A 23,877-nucleotide genomic window follows, 5' to 3' on the forward strand; every position below is an offset into this window, starting at 1 on the left:
GATGTGAAGCTGACAAAGGTCAATGTGCTGAATCCCGATCCGAAGCCCATTACAATAACGGATACGCTAACATCCAGTAAAATGAAGGCCGAAATTGACAGGGAGTTTCCACGGGTGAAGAAGTACATATGGAATGGCAACAACGCGGAAATAAATGGTCAGGTAAATGGAATTAATGAACTCAAAATCAACGGCAAATCTTACTATCCTACGGCGCTCTCGTATACCAAAAAGGAAGCAACCGCTGATAAGGGAGAAACTGCCGTATATAACCTTCTGATTCCTGGGATTGACGTTAAGTTGGTTGCGGAAATGGAACTGAAGGATAATGTCCTGCAGTTTAAGGTAACCGATCTTCAGGAGAATGGTACGGAAAAAGTGAAAACAATCGAGTTTCCGAATCATGATCTCGTATCCGTGCTGGCTACTGAGACTAAGGCTCAAGAAACAGCTGCCTCAATTACAGGTGACTGGGTTGCAGTGAAAGAAGAGTACAAAGACTTGAAGACGGATACAACCGATGTGAGCGGAAGCCGAACTATGGCATTCCTGAACTCGGACCGTCTTGCGGCTAGTGTGGTTACGAATGTGGTCAACGGCTATGACAAGGTAAGAGTCAAGATAGGCACAGACACTGTATTGAACACGAAGAAGGCCTCTTTATCTGGTGGGGCTTGGACCTACCGTGGAAGTATGGTTCTTGCCCCAGAGCCCCTTCCTTGGGCAAAGGTTGTCATTACTCCAGATGCTAATGGGGATAACATCGTCGACTGGCAGGATGCTGCTATCGTATATCGTAATATTGCTGAAGCGCCTTATGGCAGCAGCATGATTCGCGACAATATTTCCTATATCAGCATGAATATAGGATCTACAACCACTTCTCCTTTCCTGCGTGCATTTGACAACGCCAAGAAAATCTCCAATTTGACGGATGGTTTTGGTCAGTTGATCCTTTACAAAGGGTATCAGGCAGAAGGCATGATGATTCCCATCCAGACTATGGTGGTCATATTGGCATTCGCAAGGTGGTAAGGAAGACTTTAATTATGTGCTGAGTGAAGGAAAGAAATATAACATCCACGGTGGTGTACACATCAATGCAACCGAATATATTCTGGATGCTTTTGAAACGAAGATGGAGAACTTAACGCAGCCGCTGTCTAAAGGGTGGGGCTGGATTGATCAAGCTTATTATGTGAACAAGACGAAGGACGTTGAGTCGGGTGAACTGAAACGCCGCCTAGATATGCTAAAGGCTGATACAGGGGATAATCTCTCATTTGTCTATGTGGATGTCTATTCGGGAGCGGATTACAACGCCAAAAAATTATCCGAATACATCAATGGAAATGGCTGGATGCTGGGAACAGAATATGCTGGACCGATTTTTGAGCAGGCTGCTTGGGTACACTGGGGTACCGATCCAGGTTATCCAAATCAGGGCAATGATAGTAAAATCACACGCTTCATACGTAACCAGTACGTGGACGGCTTCTTAAGTACTCCACTTTTGAAAGGTAACAAGCAGGTCGGAGTGGGATATTGGCAGAATAGCGCAAACTTTACTAGCTATAAGAGCACGACCGCCGCGTTCTTCAATCAGAACCTACCGACAAAGTATATGCAGTATTTCCCTATTATGAAAATGACTAATGATCGAATTGATTTCGGTAGCAATGTGGCTGTAGAACGTGGTCAGGACGGTAAAATTCATTTAAGTAAGGATGGCAATGATATTGCGATCATGACGGACAGCAGCGAAATTAGTGACAGTAAGGTGTTTATTCCATGGGATCCCGTAAAGGAAGACAAAATCTATCACTGGAATCCGGCTGGTGGTTCATCCACATGGACGCTTCCTACTTCTTGGGGAAAGGTAACGAAGGCAGAGCTGTATAAGCTGACAGATCTTGGCCGCGAACGTGTCGGCAGCGTCGAAATTACCGCAGGCAAAGTTACACTAACTGCTGAAAAAGGTGTGGGTTATGTGCTCTATAAATCCACTCCGCAGCCTAGTCCGGAAATGGTATGGGGAGAGGGGAGTCCGGTGAAGGACCCTGGCTTTGACAGTCAGAAATTCGGAAGCTGGCAGAAGTCCTCTACTTCAAGTAATACCGATCATATTCAATATGTGAAAAATAGCAATGCTGATGACCAGCTTCAGGTTAAGGGGCCTGCGGATGCAACCATCCAGCAGGTGATGACAGGTCTGACGCCGGGCAAAACGTATTCGGCCTCCGTATGGGTCAAGGTGGATGGCAAGCGCAAAGTTGAGATCGGCGTGAAACAAGGTGAGAATGTCGTGAGCAATGATTTGGATAATACCGATCTTAAGTTTTTAGCACAGCAGCATAAATACGTTAACGAAATATTCCAGAGAATCAAAGTGAACTTTGATGCTACAAGTGATAAAGCAACGCTGTATTTCAAAGTGGATGGCGGCAGTGCCATCGTTACCTTTGATGATGCAAGAGTATGGAAGAATCCAAATAAGACTGAGCAAGGCAAATCGGTGCTGTATGAGGATTTTGAGAATGTGGATGAAGGTTGGGGACCATTCGTGTACTCGAAGCTGGGACCCGTACGTACACATTTAGCGGAAAAAGGCAGCAATCAAATCCAAAACTCTGTGCTGGATGGATCGTGGTCACTCAAAACGAATGAGGACGGAACCGGAGAATGGCTGCGTACGTTACCGCATACGCTGCGTCTGAAGGAAGATAACCGTTATCATCTGACATTGGATTACAATTCGGATGAGCTTGATATGTACACCATAGCAGTAAGAGTGAATGACAATGGTACGGTTCGGGATCTCGTTTCCGAGAATCTCAAGGAAGGACGCAACAAGCTAGATCTGACCTTTGCAACAGAGGGCGCGAAGGATGCTTATCTAGCGATTATCAAGAACAAGGTCAATAATCAAAAAGATTTGACCGGTACGTTGGTACTTGATGATATACGCGTCAATGATGAAGGATCAATCGCTCCTGAGAATGGGGTTAAAGTAACCAAAATTACGTTAACACCGCAGGATATTGAGCTGAACAAAGGGCAAAGCACACAGATTAGTGCTCGCGTAGAGCCGACTAACGCATTTGAACGGACACTAGTGTGGTCCTCTGACAAACCGGATGTCGTATCTGTCGATCAGACGGGTAAAATCACAGCCCGTTTAGGTGGAACTGCATTGATTACCGCAACTGCTAAGGATGGAAGCCTAGTCAGTGCGTCCGTTTCGGTGAAGGTATATGAGCCGAATACACTCATTCCGCAATCCCAGATGAAAGCTTCAGCATCGAGCTTCCAGCCCGGTGATGATCCGGCAAACGTACTTGACGGTGATCCAGAGACGATTTGGCATAGCGTATGGAGTCCGCCTCATCTGCCGGAGTCAATTACGCTCAATCTTGGAGGCACATATAACGTTAACCAGCTAAACTACACGCCAAGATCTGGGGCAGGTAATGGAACGATTACCGGTTACAATCTGTATGCAAGTAACGATGGAGTCGAATTTACGAAAATCGCAGGTGGAACATGGGTACGCGATGACAAAATCAAGAGCGTCAGGTTTACTGCGGTTCAGGCAACGCATCTGAAGCTTGAAGTGGTGGCTGGCGTCGGAACTTTCGCTTCCGCAGCCGAGCTCCAAGTGTATCAGGTGCAGGCAGGTCCACAGGAAGTGAAGGTGACCGGCGTTGCCATCGATAAGACGGTCGTTGCTCTGAAGGTAGGAGAAACGGCTGAGCTCACAGCAACGATTCTCCCTGACAATGCAACGAATACAAACGTAACATGGACCAGTAGTGATGACAAAATTGCTTCCGTTAATGTTAAGGCGGGTCGCGCGGTTATTACAGCTAAGGCATTAGGTAGTGCCGAGATTACGGTAACGACGGATGATGGAAATTTCACAGATGTGAGCCGTGTTACCGTCAGTAAAGCCGATGGAAATAAGGATGAAGCCACAATGGTCTCAGCCCCAGACCAAGTAAAGAGTGGAGCAGAATTCCAGGCGCAGTTTGGACTTCTGAATATCCAGCACAGTATTTACGCACAAGATGTAGAGCTTACTTTTGAAGCAGCCGTGATGGATTTCGTATCTGCGAAATCGCTGATTCCAGGAGTAAATATTCTTGAAACGATACGCTCGGCTGGTAAGGTTCGTTTCATTATTGCAAGTGAAGGTGCAGATCATGCGGTAACAGGTAATGCAGACCTGCTTGAGCTGACCTTTAAAGCGAAGGATACAACAACACCTATAAGTGGAACGATCTCAGTTAGTAAGGCGATGATATCCGATGAACAAGGCACGGAATATACTCCAGCCTCTTCTCAAGCCATGGTTGAAGTTGGCGGCAATATTACAAATGTCGGTGACGTAAACGGCGATGGCAAAGTCAGCATCGGCGATTTAGCAATCATCGCGGCTCACTACGGTAAGAACACGTCTAGTCCAGACTGGCAGCAAGCCAAGAAAGCGGATGTGAATGGTGATGGCGTAATCGGTCTTGAGGATTTGGTTCTCGTTGCCAAAAAGATTGTAGAGTAAATCGAAGGAAGGCGGGGTACATGGTGTCCATTCATTTGGCTGGGCCATGTACCCTTGTTTTATATTGGAAGAAGCCATCGTTGCAGTGAGCTACGGAAAAAACCTCATCAGATAGTGATTGGGCTCAGCTCAAGCGAGCGGACGTGAATTATAATGGAAAATTGATCTTTCCGATCTTGTAGGATAGTTGGCAAATCTGAGATTTCTGGGGGCATCAATGGTGACGGTAAGGATACCTCAAGTCCAGATTGGCAGCAGGCGAAACGGGCGGATGTAAATGGTGATGGCAGAATTGACATCGCAGATCTGGCTATAGTGGCGAAAAAAATTACGGAATAACAAAGGACTCGGAGTAACCCCAAATCTAATGAAGAGGTGAACGGTAATGATGACAATACGTTTAGAGAAAAAATGGACGGCACTATTTATGGCTTTGCTGCTGGCAGCTTGGATTTGCATTTCTGCCTCACAAGTTCATGCGGATACATCGGATGAGGGCGCGGGGGCTCAGCCCTCTGAGCAAAGTCAGATCGAGCCCAAGGCATCAGCAGCTGCAGATGCCGGACAACAATCCGTTACGCTGAAAGCAAGCGTTACGCAGGTTAAACCGGGTGAGACTTTTACAGTCAAATATGGCTTTGCAGGCATTGTTAGTAATGTTTACGCTCAAGACATCACTATTGAGTATGATCCTGCGGTGCTGGAAGTCGTGGCTGACTCCATCAAATCTCTGAAGGACGGCGTTACTATAGTCAATGATCCGGCCACACAAACTGCTGGTAAGCTGCGTGTGATCCTAGCGAGTATGGGCGCCGATCACCCGGTAACAGGAACTGGCGATATTCTGGAGATCGGGTTCAAGGCAGCTAGCGTGTCTAAGACGACCGACAGCGCTGTAAGCATTACGCAGGTGACCCTAAGTAATGCGCAGGGAGAGGAATTTAATCTCAGTGGTACATCAGTCAAGATAAAAGTTACAACGGGTACAACTGCATCCGGCGATGTGAACGGCGACGGTAAGGTTAGTATCGGGGATTTGGCGATGATCGCGGCGAAGTATGGCTTGACCTCGGCCAGTTCGAACTGGAACGAAGTGAAGCATTTGGATCTTGATGGTAACGGAGCTATTGATATAGCTGACATGTCTATCGTAGCCAAGAAAATTATCGAACAGCCTTAAATAGAATTGAGGGGGTAGCAGGAGCCTACCCCTTTCTTTGTAATCAGCGAGCCGTCTTAAATATGCAGATACCAACGGGGATGGCAAAGTGGATATTGCCGATCTAGCCGCAATTGCTAGAAAAAATTTAGAGTAATTGGAGGAGTTCCATTGATGCGAAAAGGTTGGTGTGGCAAGGGGTTCAGCTTGTTCCTCGCAGCCATCTTCATGTTAACCGGGTTTACAATTCCTGTATCTGCACAGAAAACGGATGGTAGTGAGGTTCCACAGCTAAAAATCATTTCCCCGGAAGCAAGCGGAACAAAAGACAGCGGTGAAAGGAAGATCAATTTTAATCGAGACTGGCGATTTCAGCGGGAGACTAGCGGTAGCATTTCTGGAGCGCAGGCTCCAGATTTTGATGATCATGCTTGGCGGCAATTAAGCGTGCCTCATGACTGGAGCATTGAGCTTGATTTTAACGCAAACTCACCTGCAACACATGAAGGCGGATTTTTGGATGGAGGAACGGGTTGGTATCGTAAAACCTTCACTTTACCCGCTTCTATGGCTGGGAAGCGACTGTCCATTGATTTTGACGGCGTGTATATGAACAGTACTACCTATTTGAATGGTCAGGTTCTTGGAACATACCCATATGGGTATACCTCTTTTTCTTATGATATCTCCGATAAGGTTTACACCGACGGGAGAGAGAACGTGCTTGCTGTTAAGGTAAACAACACCCTGCCAAGCAGCCGCTGGTATTCTGGAAGTGGGATCTACAGGGATGTATACCTGACCGTAACGAACCCAGTCCATGTGGCAAGATACGGCACCTTTGTAACGACACCTGATTTGGAAAAGGCATATGCAAGCGGCAGAGCAGACGTCAAGATTATTACCAAAGTTTCAAATAATTCGACGACCCCCTCTGAAGTGAGTGTGAAATCTTCGATCGTCGATGCAAGCGGGAATCAAGTTGCGACGGTGGAATCGAAAAAGGTCATGGCTGAGGCGGGCAAGGTTACGTCTATAGAAGACAAAACGGCGATCAACCATCCTACTCTTTGGAGTACCACGAATCCCTACATGTATAAGGTCATCACTGAAGTGATTGCTGGCGGTAAAACAGTGGACACGTATGAAACAACCTTCGGTGCTCGATATTTCAAGATGGATGCAAACGAAGGGTTTTCCTTGAACGGTCAATATATGAAGCTCCATGGCGTGTCAATGCACCATGATCTGGGAGCTCTCGGAGCAGCAACGAATGCGCGTGCTGTAGAGCGGCAAATGCAGATCATGAAGGATATGGGCGTCAATGCCATCCGCACCACACATAATCCCCCATCGCCGGAGCTGCTGGAAGCCTGCAATAAGCTGGGGCTGCTTGTGATCGAGGAGGCTTTTGATGCCTGGAATCAAAGTAAAAAAACATATGACTACGCACGCTTTTTCTCCGTTTGGTCAGACCGATTTGCCTCGACATGGGCAGAACATGACATTAAGGAAATGGTAGACAGGGATAAAAATGAACCATCCATTATCATGTGGTCACTCGGAAACGAGATTTATGACAGCTCCAGTGCTGGCGGCGCAGCGACAGCCCGCAAGCTGGTGGAATGGGTGAAGCAGGTGGATACAACAAGACCTACAACCATCGGTCAAAACAGTGCAAACTCAAGACCATTGAACAGCAATATTAAAAATGTGCTCGATGCCGTGGATGTGGTTGGTCTGAACTATGCAGAAAATAATTACACGTATTTTCACGAGCAGTATCCAAACTGGATTATGTACGGTTCGGAGACATCTTCAGCCACAAGGTCCAGAGGCGTATATACCCATCCGAACAGTGATAAAAAAATGGGAACCTATTCAGATTTACAGCAATCCTCTTATGATAATGATTCAGTAAGCTGGGGAAGAACAGCGGAAGATGCTTGGAAGCAAGAACGAGATTTGAAGCATATTGCGGGGCAGTTTATATGGACTGGATTTGATTACATCGGGGAGCCGACACCTTATTACAACACCTTTCCGTCGAAAAGCTCTTATTTCGGTGCGGTCGATACAGCTGGATTTCCGAAGGATATTTTCTACTACTATCAGAGCCAGTGGACCAAAGAACCGATGGTGCACCTGCTGCCGCATTGGAACTGGAAGGACGGAGAATCGGTTCGTGTCCTTACTTATACCAATGCCAAAAAGGTGGAGTTGATCTTAAACGGAACTTCTCTTGGCGAGAGAAGCTATGAGAATAAAACAACCACATGGGGGGCTCCTTACAAAGAAACCTCCGCAGGAAAGACATACTTGGAATGGTCGGTTCCGTTCAAAGCCGGAACGCTCGAAGCGGTAGCCAAGGATGAACAGGGAAAAGTGATTGCAAGGGATAAAGTCGTCTCAGCCGGAGCTCCGTCAGCCATCCGATTAACTGCGGATAGACAGGTCATAAAGGCCGATGGTTCGGACCTATCCTTCATTACTGCAGATGTCGTAGATAGCCAAGGAAATATTGTGCCAACAGCAGATAATCAGCTGCAGTTTAACATCTCCGGTAATGGCTCGTTGGCAGGTGTTGATAACGGGAATGCGGCTAGTGCGGAACGTTACAAAGACAATAAACGAAAGGCATTCAGTGGTAAAGCATTGGCGATCTTACAATCAACGGAGCAGTCCGGTGAGATTATGCTCAATGTAACTGCTGCGGGACTCCGCGGATCTTCTGTCAAGGTGTTCACTGTGCCTGCATCAACTGGAGGAGAAAAAACGGTTGCTGGCTATGAAGCGGTGAATGTAATAACGGGAATGAAAGAAGCACCGGTGCTACCTCAGAACGTGAAGGTTTATTACAGTGACGGATCATCCGCTTCTAAGCCAGTGAGTTGGGATTCTGTGGATCCTTCGCTCTACGCCAAAATCAATAAATTTACGGTAGAGGGTGTGGTAGAGGGAGTAACGGGAAAGGCTGTCGCTAACGTGACAGTAAAGGGAATTATGGGAGTCAAAACGATCGCGGTAACGACCAAGGTGGGTACCTTACCGCTGCTACCTTCCCAAGTAAGCTTGATATTCAGTGATGATTCGATGGCCAGTGTTCATGTGACATGGGATACGGTTACCCCAAATCAAATTGCCCAAGAAGGCAGTTTTACGGTGGAAGGACGTGTCACCGAAACGTCGATGCGAGCAAAAGCAATCGTTAGGGTGACAAATGAAAACCGTAGAGTCAATATCATGCTCCGTGAGAATGGCTCCCTCTTTCCGCAGCTAGAGGCGACGTATACAGGTGTCGGTGACAACCTGAACCATATTAATGATGGGATCAAAAGCTATACTGAAAATCCGAAAAACCGCTGGACCAATTGGACTGGATCACCACGCGATCAAGGAGATTCGATTACTGCTAATTTTGGTAAAGCGTATACGATCGATAATCTAGATCTGTTCGTGTTTACTGATTTTGGAACAGCAGTGCCTAGCAAGGTAACGGTACAGTATTGGAATGGCACGACATGGCTGATGTCCAACATGTGAAAGAGCCTTCTCCTTACGTTGTGCAGAAAAACTCGATCCGATTTGATCCGGTGACGACAGACAAACTGAAGTTCCATATGAAAGCGTCAGAAGCTGGTAAATTCTCTGCCTTGACCGAGGTTGAGAGCTATGCGGATCAAATTGCGATGGGTTCCACGGCTAATCTTGCAAGCATTACGATTGGCGGTAAAGTATTAACTGGCTTCGACCCGGCCAAACATGACTATGAACTGACATTGCCTTATGGTAGCCAAATGCCTGTCATAGAGGCAGCAGGTGCTGATCATGCGGCAGTTACCGTTGTACCCGCTTTCTCGATTCCGGGTACGGCTAAGATCTATGTCACTTCGGAAGATAGTTTAGTAAGCGAATCGTATGTTATCAGCATCCATATGGAAAATGCAAAACTAGTTTCAGCAGAGATTGAAGCAGCGAAAACGGATCTGGTTGAGGACGATGTCATCGATTTGAAAGTGACAGGAATACTTGAAAATGGCAGGAAAACAGATTTAAACAGTTCGAATCCAGTCTATACCTTTGACAAAAATAAGATCAAGATCGAAAACAATAAGCTATATGCATTCCATGAGGGGCAAACAAAGGTCACTGCCGAGGTGACATATAACGGAAACAAAGTGACGACAAAGGAAGCCATCTTCAATATAACCCCCAATACATCAGAGAAGATCATTGAAAGTCTAGACCCCGTAAGTATAATTACGGGTTTGGGGGCAGCCCCAGTTCTTCCCGAAACATTGGTGGCTCATTTTAAAACAGGACTTTCAAAGCCTATAGCCGTGGTGTGGGATAGGGTTGCGCCAGAGAAGTACAGTACATTGGGATCTTTTGAAGTATCAGGCAACGTTGTAGGGACTAACCTGAAGGCGAAAGCAAGAATTACGGTCAAGGGGTTAGTCGCCGTAGAGAATGTAACTATGGCCGTACTCGTCAAACAAAAACCTGCTCTTCCACAAACGATAAATGTCTATTACAGTGATGGCACGGAAGATCGTAAAAATGTAACTTGGCAAGAGATTCCTTCCGGAAACCTAGATCAAAAGAGGACGTTTGAGCTGGAAGGCATTGTCGAAGGGACGCTGCTCAAAGCAAAAGCGAGTATAAGGGTTACAGAAACCGTAGGGGATGAACAAAATATCGCTTTGGCTAAGAATGGCTATGACCATCCAAAAGCAGAGGCTTCCTTTACCAATCTTGGTCCTGCGTCACTGGATCGCCTTGAGTCGATAAACGATGGTGTGATTTCTTATACGGATGCGCCACAGAATCGCTGGACGAATTGGCAACGGACGCCGCGAGCTGGAGATTGGGTCTCCATTACGTTTGGAGACTTCAAACCTGTTGAATATGATGTCGACAACATGGAAATCCACTGGTTTGGGGATTATGGTACATCGTATCCAGCCAGCTTCAAAATCCAATATAAGTCGGGCGACAACTGGGTTGACGTGAAGAAGTTAATGAGCGATCCATCCACAACTACCTTGCAAAAGGCTAATAAATATACCTTCGATAGGGTGAAAACCTCCGCACTCAGGGTAGATATGACTGCACAAACAGGTATGGCACTCGGTATTACCGAGATTAAAGTATTCTCGAAACGTCCTGCTTCTTTCAGTGAGCCGAAGGTTACAGACATTAAGCTTGGAGATCAGAGCATTATCGACAGCTTTGCAATCAAAGAAGGAAACTATGAATATACCGCCGAGATTGCCAGCCTCGCAGAAATTCCAAAAGTTACGGCACAAGGATCGGATAATACAGCAATAACGATCATGCAGGCAGTCACTGCACCTGCGGATGCCAAAGTCATGGCCAAATCGGAGGATGGTAAGAAGATGGTTGTCTATACCATCCATTTCACTCTGAAAGACGATGGGACACCACAAAAGATCACGGCACTGCTGACAGGTCCGCAAAGGGTTCTTCCAGAGGAAACCTTCAAGGTTGATTTAGGATTAAAGCATGTTAGCGGCTCCGTCCAGGCTCAGGATATATCCATTCATTTTGATAAGGATAAATTTGAATTTGTTCAAGCTGAATCGACGGAGGATCATATCCAGATCGTAGAGACTGATGCCGGCACACCGGGACAGATACGCTTAATTGCTGTCAGCACTGGAGTTGAGCATGCAATCCAAAAGGATGGCTCGTTCCTTGCACTGACGTTCCGGGCCAAGGGACCAGCTCAGACAAACTTGGGACAGATTGAAACGGCACGGGTGTCCTTGGGTGATCCGCAAGGAAATGAAACAGAAGCTACATCTTCTTCTATACAGATCGAAATATCCAAAGTAATTAATCCTCCAAGCAGTGTAGACCTAAATGAAGATGGCAAAATCAGCATTGGTGACCTAGCAATCGCAGCTGCTCATTATGGTAAAGACACATCGAGTCCGGATTGGAATCAGGCGAAGCAGGCTGATGTAAATGGGGATGGGAAAGTTGATATTTCGGACCTTGCTGCCATTGCCAAGAAAATACTTGAATAAGTTTTCCTAAATTAAAGGAATCACATAAGGCGCCTGTTCCTTTCCTTAATAGGAAACAGTGACAGGCTCCATCTTTCTTATTTCAATACGGGAGGAGAATATTCTTCTCATAATCCTCATTAAATAGATAGACATAATCAAATTTGAGAAGTTCAGCGATATAACCTAGTTAAGAGGTTGGGCTGAAAGGGGAGGCATATGGATGAAGAAAGTGATAAGCTGCATGACTGTAGTATTTTTACTCATGAGTATATTTTCATTTTCAGCAAATGCAGATTTATCATCTAGTGAGGTTGTTCAACCTCAAGTTAACACAGGAGACGGTCAGTACGAGGTGTATCCTTTACCCCAGAAAGCGGTCTATTCGGGCACACGTTTTACCATTACCAACCAGGTTAATCTCGTCATAGAGCAGCAAATCGATATCCCTACAAAAAACTTCCTCTACAAAATCCTTAAATCTAAGTCCATCACCTATACGGAATCGACCTCAGTCATACCTAATAAGACAAATATTATATTGGGCATCAAAAATTCAAGTGGTGCTGGCAATGCATACTTTAATAGTAAAATCGCCTACGACGCATCCATTTTTAACGGTAAACAGGATCCCTATGTTCTGATGATTGATAAATCGCTAGAGGCAAATGGATCTATCGCTATACTAGGTAAGGACACAGATAGTGTTTACTACGGACTGGCTACACTTAACATGATATTCGGACAAATACAAGGGAAGGAGATCCGGTCGGTCAAATTCGAGGATTATGCAGACTCAAAGTGGAGGGGGTTTATTGAAGGTTTTTATGGCTTTCCATGGTCTAATGAGGAGCGGATCAGTTTAATGCGTTTTGGCGGGGAATTAAAAATGAATTCCTATATATTTGGGCCTAAGGATGATCCTTATCATAATGCGTCATGGAGAACGCCGTACCCTACCAATGAATTGGCTAAAATTCAAGAGTTGGTTGCAGCTGGATCTGAATCGAAAACGAAATTTATTTGGGCGATTCATCCCGGTAATATCAATTGGAACGATTATAACAATGAACTCCAAAAGTTACTCGCAAAGTTTGAACAATTGTATGGTATAGGGGTCAGACAATTCGGACTATTTTTGGATGATATCAGCACCTCCCAATCCTTAATCGATAAGGATAAGCATGCTAAGCTTGTCACTGACGTGGCAAACTGGAACGCTTCCAAAGCAGGTGTGAAACCTCTCATTTATTGTCCACCGTTCTACAATCAAGCATGGACTGGCTCAAGCGGTAAGCCTTATCTACAAGCCCTCCGCAATGTGCCAACGAATGTTGAAATCATGTGGACGGGCAAGGATGTCATCGGCAGTGTGAACGAAGCAGATAACCAATGGGTGAAGAATGAAATTGGTAGGGATCCGTATATCTGGTTTAATTATCCGGTTAATGGATACAAGAAAAATCGGCTTTTGCTTGGCAAAGTACCAATGCTTGAGCCAGGAACACATAATTTTTCGGGTATTGTCTCAAACCCACTCGAGCAGGCGGAGCTCTCTAAAGTAGCTTTGTTCGGTGTGGCCGATTACACATGGAATGCAGATGATTTCAACTCGGATCAGAGTTGGCTAGATTCATTCAAACATATTGCACCTGAGGCAGCGGATGAATATCGAATAATTGCCACCCACATGAGTGATCCATCGCCGAACGGACGTGGTGTCCAGTTTGGTGAATCCGAAAATTTGAAGGAGCGGTTGGAAGCCTTTTTAAGTGCTAATGCGAGCGGTTCAACTACAGATGCACAAGGCACCGAGTTAATTACGGAGTTTGACTCTATATTAAATGCCATTCAAAGCTTTAAGGCTAAAATTCAAAATGCAAACTTACTGAATGAAATTGATCCATGGATCAAGAGTCTAAATGAAGTTGTGAAATCGGATAAGTTCGCGGTAAAGTCGGTTATGGCGCTGAAAAATGGAAATACGAGCACAGCTTGGGAGGCACTTGCGCAAGCAACCACTGCAATGTCCGAGTCCAAGAAATTCACAAGAGCCGTCATTAACGCCGAGCCTGAGGTTGTTGAGGCTGGTGCAAAGCGTCTAGTTCCATTTGCGAACGAATTAATCCAGAAGCTGGATGCAAAGATTTATTCCTCATTAGATCCGAGTAATACCGTTTCCGTTCCGATAAGTTCATACGGATCACTTCCTGCGTTGAGTAAGATGCTTGATGGTGATCCGAATACGAATGTTTATATTCAAACGAAGCAGGTCAATGGTGACTGGTATGGAATAGACTTCGGCAGGCCGATCGTTATGAACGATATCGATATTATTCAAGGCCGAACGGATGCTGATTTTGATATTTTTCAAAGAGGAATACTCGAAGTTTCCTTGGACGGTCAACAATGGAATGCAATCGGTGCAGAACGATCTGGATATCATATCAACGTCAATGGGCTTAATATCAATGCAAGGTATGTAAGATACCGTTTAACTCATGCAGGCATACCCGGTGGAAAACCTGATTTGTGGACTGCAATAAGAGAATTTTCGGTGAATAGAAACGATGGGAAGACGGCAGTGTATACGAACGTTCCGGGGCTTGCCAGTACGAATGTACAAAGCACGAATGTATCTGCTCAGTTAGCTAATCTCAGCGGTATCACGCTACAGCCAGCACAATATATAGGGATTCAATTAACATCAATCGAAAAGATCTCAAGTATTGAGCTTCAAAGCTCAAGTAATGTTGCCGTACTCGAACTTTCTGAAAATGGGGTGGAATGGAAGCCGGCTAGCCTGGGGGAACCTCGTATCCTGCTGCTTATGTCAGACTGGTCAATAAAGGAAATCAACCCATTACATTTAATCTAACCAAGCTGCAGATACAAGTTCAAAAGTTTGTTGATCCGGTAGTGACGCATAATTATGAGGGTGTGTACGAAGGTAGCATAGCTGCGGTATTTGATGGGAAACTGGACGGAAAGGTATGGCTTAAAGGAAGGCAGACTCCAGGTAGATATCTTCAGGTCGATATGGGCGGAATCATAGATGTTCAAAATGCGGCCGTTGTCATGAATGATGGAGAAGGAGACTATTTTCGTCAGGGGGAATTACAGCTCTCGCTGGATGGGGTAACCTGGGAACCGATTCATACCTTTAGTAATCCGGGGAACCGAGATATTAATTTCCCGATTCATGAAGCTCCATACCGTATCATGCGAGTACAAGTGGATCACAAACTTGCTAGATATATCAGACTATATACGACCGTAGACAATGCCGGCTGGTTAGCGTTAAATGAAATTATGGTCAATGAAGGAATCGAAAAAGCGAACACTGACAGTTCCGTTCTTTCTGCGATACCGGCAGGAATTAAGGGTAATGGAGCTGATGCAGCGGCAGATCGAAAACTTTCGACCTTTTATACACCTCAAGGAAATGCACAGACTGGATGGCTCAACTATAAGTTATTTAGAAACACCAAAGTGGGGCAAATCATTATATTACAAAGCGGTACAGCAAATTCAGGTGCCAACGTTTCTGTTCGGGATGAACAGGGATGGCATCAAGCAGGCCAACTAACATCATCATACAATGTTATCAACACGTCAGCTTACCAGCATGTATTTGAAGTAAAGATCGAGTGGAGTGGGGGCGTAAAACCAGCTATTCATGAAATTATTCCTGTTCCAAGGGGGGATGAAGGAGAAGAGGTTAACCCAACCGGGAAGCTTACCACGGAATTAACAGCACCTGTCGTAGTTGCTGCAGGCGATGTATTCAATGTCCAATTTGGACTTAAGGGCGTGGTTAAATCCGTGTATGCTCAAGATATTACGATACATTATGATCCTGAAGTCATGAAGTTTGAATCTACTACATCTCTGCTGGAGGGCGTCAATCTGCTTGAGGTCAGTACAGACACTCCGGGAAAGATCCGGTTAATTATTGCCAGCGAGGGACCCAGCCATTCGATTGTGGGAGATCAAAGGCTTCTTGAGCTTCGATTTCTTGCCCCAGCTTTAACGCAAATGAAAGAGGGTTCGATTAAAGTAGCCAATACAGTTCTGGGTGATGAAATGGGTGCCGAAAGCAAAGCCGAGGCGACTTCGGTTCAGGTTCAGGTCACTGCGGGTTCTGGCGAACCAACTACGGGTGATGTGAATGAAGACGGCAAAGTGAGTATTGGAGATTTAGGTATTATTGCAGCTCACTATGGATTGGATTCAACCAGCCCGGATTGGTCACAGATCAAGCGCGCGGATGTGAACGGAGACGGTAAAATTGATCTCTTGGATCTCGCCGCTGTTGCTAGAAAAATTTCTGGATAATTAAATTTTAGAGAAGGAGTAGTACGGTTCCCGTACTACTCCTTTTTTTAGTACATAGTATTCACAAAATCAGTACAAAAAGTATCAACTCTACTTCAAAATAGATCATTTGGAGGCGCTTCCACGAACTGTATAATGAGGCTTACGAGAGCATCAGACAGAAAAAATAGTTTCACAGTGAGCCAAAAAAATGAATGAAACCGTTAGGGGGATCGCAAGCAATGAATATGAAACTCAGAAAAAAAGCAACAGGAGGTATGGCACTGTTACTGGTGTTAATGTCACTCGCAGGATGCGGAGGTGGAGCGAAGGAGACAACAACGCAGCCAACTCCTGAGACGAAATCAACAGCTCAGACCGATACAGATAAACCGAAAGAAGAAACAAAGGATACGCAGGGTTCAGATCCGAAAGTCACAGGAGATTTTGAAATCCAGTATTTCGTAGGCGGTTATGGTGATTCGTGGTGGAAAGAAATGCTTGGAGAATTCCAGAAGAAATATCCGGATGTGAAGATTAAGGAATCAGCGGGCTCGCAGATCAATGATCAGATGAAGCCACGCTGGATTCAAGGTAATCCGCCGGATTTGGTTTATATCGATGGTGCCGGGTCAAATGAAACACAGATGGTCAAGGACGATCAGCTTATGGATATTTCGGAATGGGTGAAACAGGCGAAAAATGTGGACGGTGAAGCACTCACAGCTCCTTTGATTGCTCCTCCGCAAGACTATGGCGGTGGCAAGAACTATACGATTCCACTCGTGTTCGGCTCGTGGGGAACCTTCTACGATGAAAGTCTCTTTAAAGAAAAAGGCTGGGATGTGCCGAAGGATTGGGACAGCTTCCTCGCTGTAAGTGAAAAGATCAAGGCAGCAGGCATCAATCCGTATATTCATACTGGAAAATATCCTTACTATATCGTCGGTGGATTGCTGAATTCTGGATTTGTGTCCGAAAACGGAGATAACCCGCAAATTCTGAAAGACCAAGAAGCGAACAAGGAAGGCTCATTCAAAAATGATGCCGTTGCTAAAACGCTCAAAAAAGTGGTAGAAATGCGGGATAAAGGCTTCTTCGATAATGCCTCCTTCGGTATAACTCATACGGATTCCCAAATGTTGTTCCTACAACATAAGGATGCAATGATTCCGAATGGTCTGTGGGTAGAAAACGAAATGAAAAAGGATGTCCCGCAGGGCTTTAAATTTGGCTTTATTCCTTCTGTTATGCAAAAGCCGGGTGGCAAGGTCGTTGCCATTCCTTATACCAGTAATATCGCCATCGCCAAAAAAGCAAAAAATCCTGACGCAGCAAAAGCTTTCATCGAATTTATTTTTACGAAAAAAGAAGCTGTACGTTGGGCTGAATTGACTGGCGCTCTAATGAATGTGAAAGCCGATCTCGATTCTTCAGGCGCGAGCGATGTTGTTAAAACGGCTATGAAATATTTCAACGACCCCGCCACGATTGTGGCACCTGTATTTAAACTTAATGCGGATTTAGAGCAGACTGAGAATGATGCCACTATCGCGCTGTTGCAAAAAACAATTACACCAGAAGAGTGGATGGACCGGATGGAAAAAGCGGCTGCTAAATCAAGGTAACATTCATCTATCTGAACAATCAGAGGGCCATGTGCACCTCTGATTGTTCTTTAAAATCATAGGGAAGGGCGTAAGGCCATGATCAAGCTGAACAATAAGCCCAAAGCCGGATACGCCGCTAGACGGAGGTTGTTCATCGCCGGTTTTTTGCTGCCGACATTCATTTTATTTAGTATTTTTACGATTTATCCTCTTCTGCGTGGGTTGTATCTAAGTTTTTTTGACTGGTCCGGTGGATCGGAAACGATGAATTTCATCGGCTTTGGTAATTATAAGGATCTATTGGACGATGAGGTTATTCCGGGAGCCATCAAAAATGATTATTTCCTCGTGTTCTGGAAGGTCATACTCATCATGTTATTTGCAACCTTCTTCGCTGTGTCACTGACCCGTTTGAAGCTAAAAGAATACGGCTTATATCGTGTCATCTTTTTCTTTCCGAATATTATCTCCGTTTCCGTTATCGGAGTGCTGTGGAGCTTCATTTATAACCCCCATCTTGGATTTTTGAATTCTTTTCTGTCTTTGTTCACCCAAAAATCTGTGGATACTAACTGGCTTGGCGATTCGCATCTAGCCATGTGGTCACTGCTTCCTCCAAGTGTATGGGCAGGAATCGGTTTTTACATGCTGCTCATTATCGCTTCCATTCTAGGAATACCTTCCTCACTCTACGAAGCTGCAAGTATGGATGGAGCCGGGCAGTGGAAGCAGTTTACGAAGATCACCTTGCCGCTGATTTGGGAACAGTTCAAAACATCAATTATCCATATCGTGATTACAACCCTTAATGGCTCGTTCATCATCGTGAAGCTGATGACCGATGGAGGTCCGGACAATCATACTCAGGTGCTTGGATATTATTTGTATCAGATGGGCTTTAAGCAATTTCATTTAAGCTATGGCGCAACGATTGGGGTCCTTATCTTGATCCTTTCGATCATTACGACGCTAATTCTGCAACGGCTTTTGCGCCGGGATACCATTGAAATGTAGAGGTGGAATATATGAATAAAGCTGCACGACCTAAGCCGGCGGGGCTGTGGATTTCCAAAACAGTTGTGCGAGTTTTACTGCTGCTATGGACGCTAATTGTCCTGTATCCGGTATTTTGGACGTTTATTACTTCTTTGAAAAATAACCAGCAGGTCATGCTGGGCAAACCATGGGATTTTCCTTCTGTGATGCACTTTGAGAACTATGCTAATGTATGGAGTCGTGCCCATTTTGGAAGCTATTTTATGAACTCGATTCTCGTTACCGCCGGCAGTACGATTCTGTCTTTGGCATTGGCTTCAACGACAGCATACATATTGGCGCGATACTCCTTTAAAGGTAGAGGTGTTCTATATTTTATCTATATCGCCTCCATGATGATCCCGACGACACTTGGCCTCATTCCACTTTTTTTCCTGCTGAACGATATGCACCTTTCCAATTCACTCCTAGGGTTGACGCTCGTATACTCAGTCGGAACCATCGGGATTTTACCTTTGGGCATATTCTTCTTAGTTGGATTTTATAAAACATTGCCAAAAGAACTGGAGGAAGCAGCAACCATAGATGGCAGCTCATTATCTGGAATATTTCTGAGGATTATGCTTCCACTTTCATCCCCTGGAATGATTACTGTAGGAATTATGAATGCGCTGACCGTCTGGAATGAATACATTATGGCTACCGTGCTGATCAATGATCCAATGAAATACACGATTCCGGTTGGTATCGCAGTGATGCAGGGGGAGATGCAGTATAGAACCGAATGGGGACCTTTATTTGCGGGACTGTCAATATCCATGATTCCGGTCATCGTGATGTATGTGATTTATCAACGGCAAATTACGGGTGGACTCACAGCGGGAGCGTTAAAGGGGTAGAAGTAAAATTTGATCCTTTAAGGAATGATTGCTGTAGCGGCTCTGACGGCACTTGGCAGTTTGCATATTAGTGCAATAATCGTCTTGCGATATATAAATGAGGAGGTATGATTCCTATGTCCAAGAGGCTGATTGGTTTATTAATCACCATTTTTCTAATGGTCGGATTATTTTCAAATCACTCAAATCTGGCAAGCGCCGCTCCCGTATCTGGAGATGTTCAGACTGCTGCAGCTAGCGGCAATTATGAGATTTATCCGCTACCCCAAAACCAAAGTTATCAAGGAGTCGATTTCACACTGACTGGGCAAGTCAATGTAGTATTTGAAGCAGGTATCGATGAAGCTACGCGCAACTTGCTCCGTACAATCATAGGCTCCAAGTCCATTCAAATGTCTGAAACCGTGGCAGTTGTAGCAAATAAAACGAATATCATTGTTGGGATTAAAGGATCTAATAAATATGTAGATGGCTATTTTAAAAGTCATATCACCTACTCATCTACGCTATTTAATGAGAAGGATGCCTATGTGTTGGACATAAGTAAAGCCAATGAAGCGAGTGGAACCATTGCCCTCCTGGGGAAAGACACGGATGCGTCTTTCTATGGGCTGGAATCGCTCAGTCAAATTTTTGATCAAATCTCAGGTAAAACGCTTCATAGCGTGAAGTTCGAGGACTACTCAGATACGAAGTGGAGAGGGTTTATTGAAGGTTTTTATGGATTTCCCTGGTCGCATGAAGACCGTAAAAGTTTGATGCGGTTTGGTGGTAAATTTAAAATGAATACGTATATTTTCGCTCCGAAAAATGATCAGTATCACAACTCAGCTTGGAGAACGCTGTATCCGCCAGCCGAGCTGGCGAAAATCAAGGAGCTTGTTGCTGTCGGGAATGAAACAAAAAACAGGTTTGTATGGGCGATTCATCCCGGATTTAATATGATTAACTGGAATACCTATGATACGGAGCTACAAACCCTTCTGGCCAAACTAGATCAGTTGTATGGAGTTGGGGTAAGGCAGTATGGACTTTTCATGGATGATATCAACACTTCACAGTCTCTCACGGATAAGGATAAGCATGTGAAGCTAATAACCGATGTCGCGAATTGGGCTGCGGCCAAAGGGGATGTGAAACCGCTCATTTATTGTCCTCCATTCTATAATCAGAGCTGGACAGGGGATAGCGGAAAGCCTTATTTACAGGCCCTTAGTAATGTACCTTCAAACGTGGAGATCATGTGGACGGGTAAAGGGGTGGTAGGATCTGTGAACACAACGGATGTGCAGTGGGTGAAGAATCTCCATGGCAGAGATCCCCTGATGTGGCTAAACTGGCCGGTGAATGATTATAAGGACTCGAGGCTGATGCTGGGTAAAGGGGAAGTTCTGGCACCAGGAACACATAATATTTCAGGGGTCGTGTCAAACCCGATGGGCTGGGCTGAACTGTCCAAAATTGCGCTTTTTGCGGTAGCTGATTACACGTGGAATATAGATGACTTCAATCAGGACAATAGCTGGTTGAACTCGTTCAAATATGTAGCCCCTGAGGCAGCAACTGAACTCAATACGATTGCCTATCACCTAAGTGACCCATCGCCAAGTGGTCATGGGTTAGTTGTAGGCGAATCCGAGAATATCCGTCCTGATCTGGAGGATTTTCTGAGTAAGTATGCTGGTGGTCAACCGCTGCAAGGGAGCGGAAATAAGCTCATAGCGGATTTTGATCAGATTCTAAGCGCAATTGATTCATTTAAACTTAAAAGTCAGAACACAAAATTGCTGCAAGAAATTAATCCTTGGCTTAACAGCTTGAAGGACATTACAGCATCGGGTCAAGCAGCTGTCCGCTCAGCCATGTTCGTGCAGAACGGCAACATGGATTCGGCCTGGAAAGAGCTTTCCAAAGCTTCCGCAAATCTCGCAGAGTCCAAAACCTTTACAATCAAGAAGCTCAACTATCCAGATGTGACAGTGGAAGCGGGTGCTAAGCGACTCGTTCCCTTCGCCGAACAGTTGATTAATAAGTTGGATGCGAAAATATATACTTCGATTGCCCCCGACTTTGTTATACCTGTCCCCATGACTTCTTATGGCACTCCATCTGATATCGGTCGCATGATAGATGGGGATATCTCAACATATATGTACGTTCAGACGATTCAAAAAAACGGCGACTGGTATGGTCTTGATCTTGGCAAACAAGTGAAAATCCATGATATCACCATTACTCAAGGAAGAACGGATACGGATCAAGATATTTTCCAGAAGGGAATTGTTGAAACCTCTGCAAATGGAGTAGACTGGAAACCCATTGGTGAAGAACGGTCAGGTTTCAAGATTACCGTGAATGGACTCAATTCTGAAGCAAGATATATTCGGTACCGCTTGACGCATGCCGGAATTCCAGGAGGAAAACCAGATTTGTGGACGGCCGTTAGGGAATTTACGGTGAATGCAAATCAGGGGAAAGCGGGCATATATACTAACGTGCATGAACTACAAAGTCAGTCTATAACAGCTACAGAAACCTCGGCAGAGCTTAGCGGACTCACAAAAATCAGCTTGAAGCCATCACAATACGTGGGAATAAGGCTGAAATCGATCGAGCAAATCGAACAAATGACGGTCGATCCCGTAGATTCTAAATTAACGTTTGAATCTTCTTCTAATGGAAGAGAGTGGGAATTAGTTCGCTCTGGAGGACCTTTCAGTAATGCAGCCTATATCCGATTAATCAATAAAAGTAATGAAAATATTTCTTTGAATCTTAACCGCCTATATGTCAAATTAAATACATTCTCACAACCTGTAGTTAGCCATAATTATGCGAGTGTTTACTCTGGGGCAGCTGGAAATGTATATGACGGCAAGCTAGATACCAAAACCTGGTTCGGCGAAGTGCAGACCAAAGGGAAATATGTCCAGATTGACTTGGGCGGGCTCGTGAGTGTCAAGAATGTTTCCGTTGTCATTGGAGATGGGGAAGGAGATTATTTACGGAAGGGTGATCTACAGCTATCTCGTGACGGTCAAACCTGGGAAACCATTCATTCTTTCAGCAATCCTAGTGACCGCACGCTTAATTTCCCAGATCATGAAGTGCCATATCGCTATAAAAGAGTTGTGCTTGATAACAGTAAGCAGGCGCGTTATGTTCGGTTGATTTCCACGGAAACGAATAATGCGTGGCTTGCTTTAAATGAAATTATTGTTAATGAAGGAATGGAAAAACCAGGAATTAAAAATGCTGCTATTGAGTCTCAGCCATCTGGGAAAAGCGGTTCCGAGGCCTCAATGGCGATTGACCATAAATTGTCTACGTTCTTTATGCCATCAGGTGAGGCTAAACCAGGTGTTCTAAACTACAAGCTCTCTGAAGGTTCCAAACTGAAGAAGCTAATAATTTTGCAAGGTCCTTCATCTCTTTCGAATGCGACTGTTTCTGTACGAGATGAGAATGGCTGGCATGAAGCAGGAAATCTTTCTCAATCCTACAATGAGGTAGACACTTCAGCCTTTGCTCACATACTGGATCTGAAACTGCAATGGAATGGGAACATTCTTCCGCGTATTCATGAGATCATTCCTGTAGCCTCAGAGGATAACGGAGAAGGGGATCCACCGAGTGGAGTGGGTGAGAATAGTACCTCTCTTACAGGAGCTTCTACTGTAAAAAGCGGTCAGGAATTCACATTGAATTTTGACGTTAAGAATATTCAGAAAAGCGTATATGCTATGGACCTTAAATTGACATATGATGCTAGTTTAATGGAGTTCATGTCCGTATCTTCAACTAAAGAAGGTTTTAAGGTGCTAGAGAAGAAGGATACTCCTGGAGACATCCGAATCGTCGCTGTAAGCTCGGGGTCTGAGTATGCTGTGACGGGGGATATGAAGCTGCTTGAGCTGGTGTTTAAAGCCAAGAACGTGGAGCAGACCTCGGAAGGGAGCGTTAAGGTAACCAAATCCCTCTTGGGAGACGCGGATGGCAAAGAAAAGGAAGCAACCACCTCTTCTTATAAATTCAAAGTGACCGTTTCTGATCCGGATCCAGGAATTTCCGGTGATATTAACAAGGACGGTAAAGTATCCATAGGGGACCTCGCGATCATTGCCGCGAATTACGGCAAGAACACGCAAAGCTCCGACTGGCTACAAGCTAAGAAAGCGGATGTGAATGGGGATGGCGTTATCGATTTGAATGATTTGGCATTTGTAGCCAGAAAAATCGTTGGATAACTTGTTGTGATATGGGTGTAAGCTTGACGAATCCGCCGAAATCATGCTTATTTAATGTA

Annotated in this window: 12 protein-coding genes and 1 pseudogene; all 13 read left to right on the plus strand. The window is 45.0% G+C overall.

Features of this window, described 5'->3' with window-relative positions; all coding sequences use genetic code 11:
* The first annotated feature begins 3 nt into the window (after positions 1–3).
* The 13 genes and pseudogenes from JCM16418_RS26370 (at position 4) to JCM16418_RS14000 (ending at position 23,818) form a co-directional block, all read left to right on the plus strand.
* Positions 4–1,035: an endo-alpha-N-acetylgalactosaminidase family protein gene (locus JCM16418_RS26370; RefSeq protein ID WP_036649982.1), complete on the plus strand. Its 1,032-nt coding sequence runs from the start codon at positions 4–6 to the stop codon at positions 1,033–1,035.
* Between the two features lie 16 nt (positions 1,036–1,051).
* Positions 1,052–4,558 (plus strand): endo-alpha-N-acetylgalactosaminidase family protein, encoded by a 3,507-nt coding sequence (locus JCM16418_RS23810; RefSeq protein WP_052020290.1) that lies wholly within the window; start codon positions 1,052–1,054, stop codon positions 4,556–4,558.
* A 213-nt stretch (positions 4,559–4,771) separates the two neighbouring features.
* Positions 4,772–4,897 carry a dockerin type I domain-containing protein gene (locus JCM16418_RS26920; RefSeq protein ID WP_373280720.1) on the plus strand — a complete coding sequence of 42 codons (126 nt, stop codon included), beginning with the start codon at positions 4,772–4,774 and terminating at the stop codon, positions 4,895–4,897.
* A 46-nt stretch (positions 4,898–4,943) separates the two neighbouring features.
* Entirely contained in the window at positions 4,944–5,738 is a 795-nt protein-coding gene (locus tag JCM16418_RS13960; protein WP_036649984.1) for a cohesin domain-containing protein, read from the plus strand.
* Positions 5,739–5,796: 58 nt separating this feature from the next.
* Positions 5,797–5,874: pseudogene (locus tag JCM16418_RS26925) on the plus strand (hypothetical protein); the annotation flags it as partial.
* 17 nt (positions 5,875–5,891) lie between these two features.
* Positions 5,892–9,260 (plus strand): glycoside hydrolase family 2 TIM barrel-domain containing protein, encoded by a 3,369-nt coding sequence (locus tag JCM16418_RS13965; protein ID WP_052020292.1) that lies wholly within the window; start codon positions 5,892–5,894, stop codon positions 9,258–9,260.
* The gene (locus tag JCM16418_RS13970) at positions 9,239–11,770 is read left to right on the plus strand and encodes an Ig-like domain-containing protein (protein WP_036649987.1); all 2,532 of its coding nucleotides are present in this window, start codon (positions 9,239–9,241) and stop codon (positions 11,768–11,770) included. The genes JCM16418_RS13965 and JCM16418_RS13970 overlap by 22 nt, the downstream gene beginning before the upstream one ends.
* Before the next feature lie 202 nt (positions 11,771–11,972).
* Positions 11,973–14,627 carry a glycoside hydrolase family 84 protein gene (locus JCM16418_RS13975; RefSeq protein ID WP_036649990.1) on the plus strand — a complete coding sequence of 885 codons (2,655 nt, stop codon included), beginning with the start codon at positions 11,973–11,975 and terminating at the stop codon, positions 14,625–14,627.
* 41 nt (positions 14,628–14,668) lie between these two features.
* On the plus strand, positions 14,669–16,087 hold the full coding sequence (locus JCM16418_RS13980) for a discoidin domain-containing protein (protein WP_158442435.1): 1,419 nt from the start codon (positions 14,669–14,671) through the stop codon (positions 16,085–16,087).
* A 227-nt stretch (positions 16,088–16,314) separates the two neighbouring features.
* Positions 16,315–17,694, plus strand: a complete 1,380-nt coding sequence (locus tag JCM16418_RS13985) for an ABC transporter substrate-binding protein (RefSeq protein WP_036650242.1) — start codon at positions 16,315–16,317, stop codon at positions 17,692–17,694.
* 78 nt (positions 17,695–17,772) lie between these two features.
* Positions 17,773–18,690 (plus strand): carbohydrate ABC transporter permease, encoded by a 918-nt coding sequence (locus JCM16418_RS13990; protein WP_052020294.1) that lies wholly within the window; start codon positions 17,773–17,775, stop codon positions 18,688–18,690.
* A gap of 11 nt (positions 18,691–18,701) precedes the next feature.
* Positions 18,702–19,571: a carbohydrate ABC transporter permease gene (locus tag JCM16418_RS13995; protein ID WP_052020296.1), complete on the plus strand. Its 870-nt coding sequence runs from the start codon at positions 18,702–18,704 to the stop codon at positions 19,569–19,571.
* Positions 19,572–19,687: 116 nt separating this feature from the next.
* Complete coding sequence (locus tag JCM16418_RS14000) at positions 19,688–23,818, plus strand: beta-N-acetylglucosaminidase domain-containing protein (protein ID WP_036649996.1); 4,131 nt, start codon at positions 19,688–19,690, stop codon at positions 23,816–23,818.
* Positions 23,819–23,877: the final 59 nt, after the last annotated feature.

The sequence above is a fragment of the Paenibacillus pini JCM 16418 genome (assembly GCF_000576305.1).
Taxonomy (GTDB): Bacteria; Bacillota; Bacilli; order Paenibacillales; family Paenibacillaceae; genus Paenibacillus_AQ; species Paenibacillus_AQ pini.

What these genes read in the sequence shown, in the direction of transcription:
- JCM16418_RS13960 (WP_036649984.1), top strand. Translation starts at nt 4,944, where the DNA reads ATGATGACAATACGTTTAGAGAAAAAATGGACGGCACTATTTATGGCT.
- JCM16418_RS13965 (WP_052020292.1), top strand. Translation starts at nt 5,892, where the DNA reads ATGCGAAAAGGTTGGTGTGGCAAGGGGTTCAGCTTGTTCCTCGCAGCC.
- JCM16418_RS13970 (WP_036649987.1), top strand. Translation starts at nt 9,239, where the DNA reads ATGGCTGATGTCCAACATGTGAAAGAGCCTTCTCCTTACGTTGTGCAG.
- JCM16418_RS13975 (WP_036649990.1), top strand. Translation starts at nt 11,973, where the DNA reads ATGAAGAAAGTGATAAGCTGCATGACTGTAGTATTTTTACTCATGAGT.
- JCM16418_RS13985 (WP_036650242.1), top strand. Translation starts at nt 16,315, where the DNA reads ATGAAACTCAGAAAAAAAGCAACAGGAGGTATGGCACTGTTACTGGTG.
- JCM16418_RS13990 (WP_052020294.1), top strand. Translation starts at nt 17,773, where the DNA reads ATGATCAAGCTGAACAATAAGCCCAAAGCCGGATACGCCGCTAGACGG.
- JCM16418_RS13995 (WP_052020296.1), top strand. Translation starts at nt 18,702, where the DNA reads ATGAATAAAGCTGCACGACCTAAGCCGGCGGGGCTGTGGATTTCCAAA.
- JCM16418_RS14000 (WP_036649996.1), top strand. Translation starts at nt 19,688, where the DNA reads ATGTCCAAGAGGCTGATTGGTTTATTAATCACCATTTTTCTAATGGTC.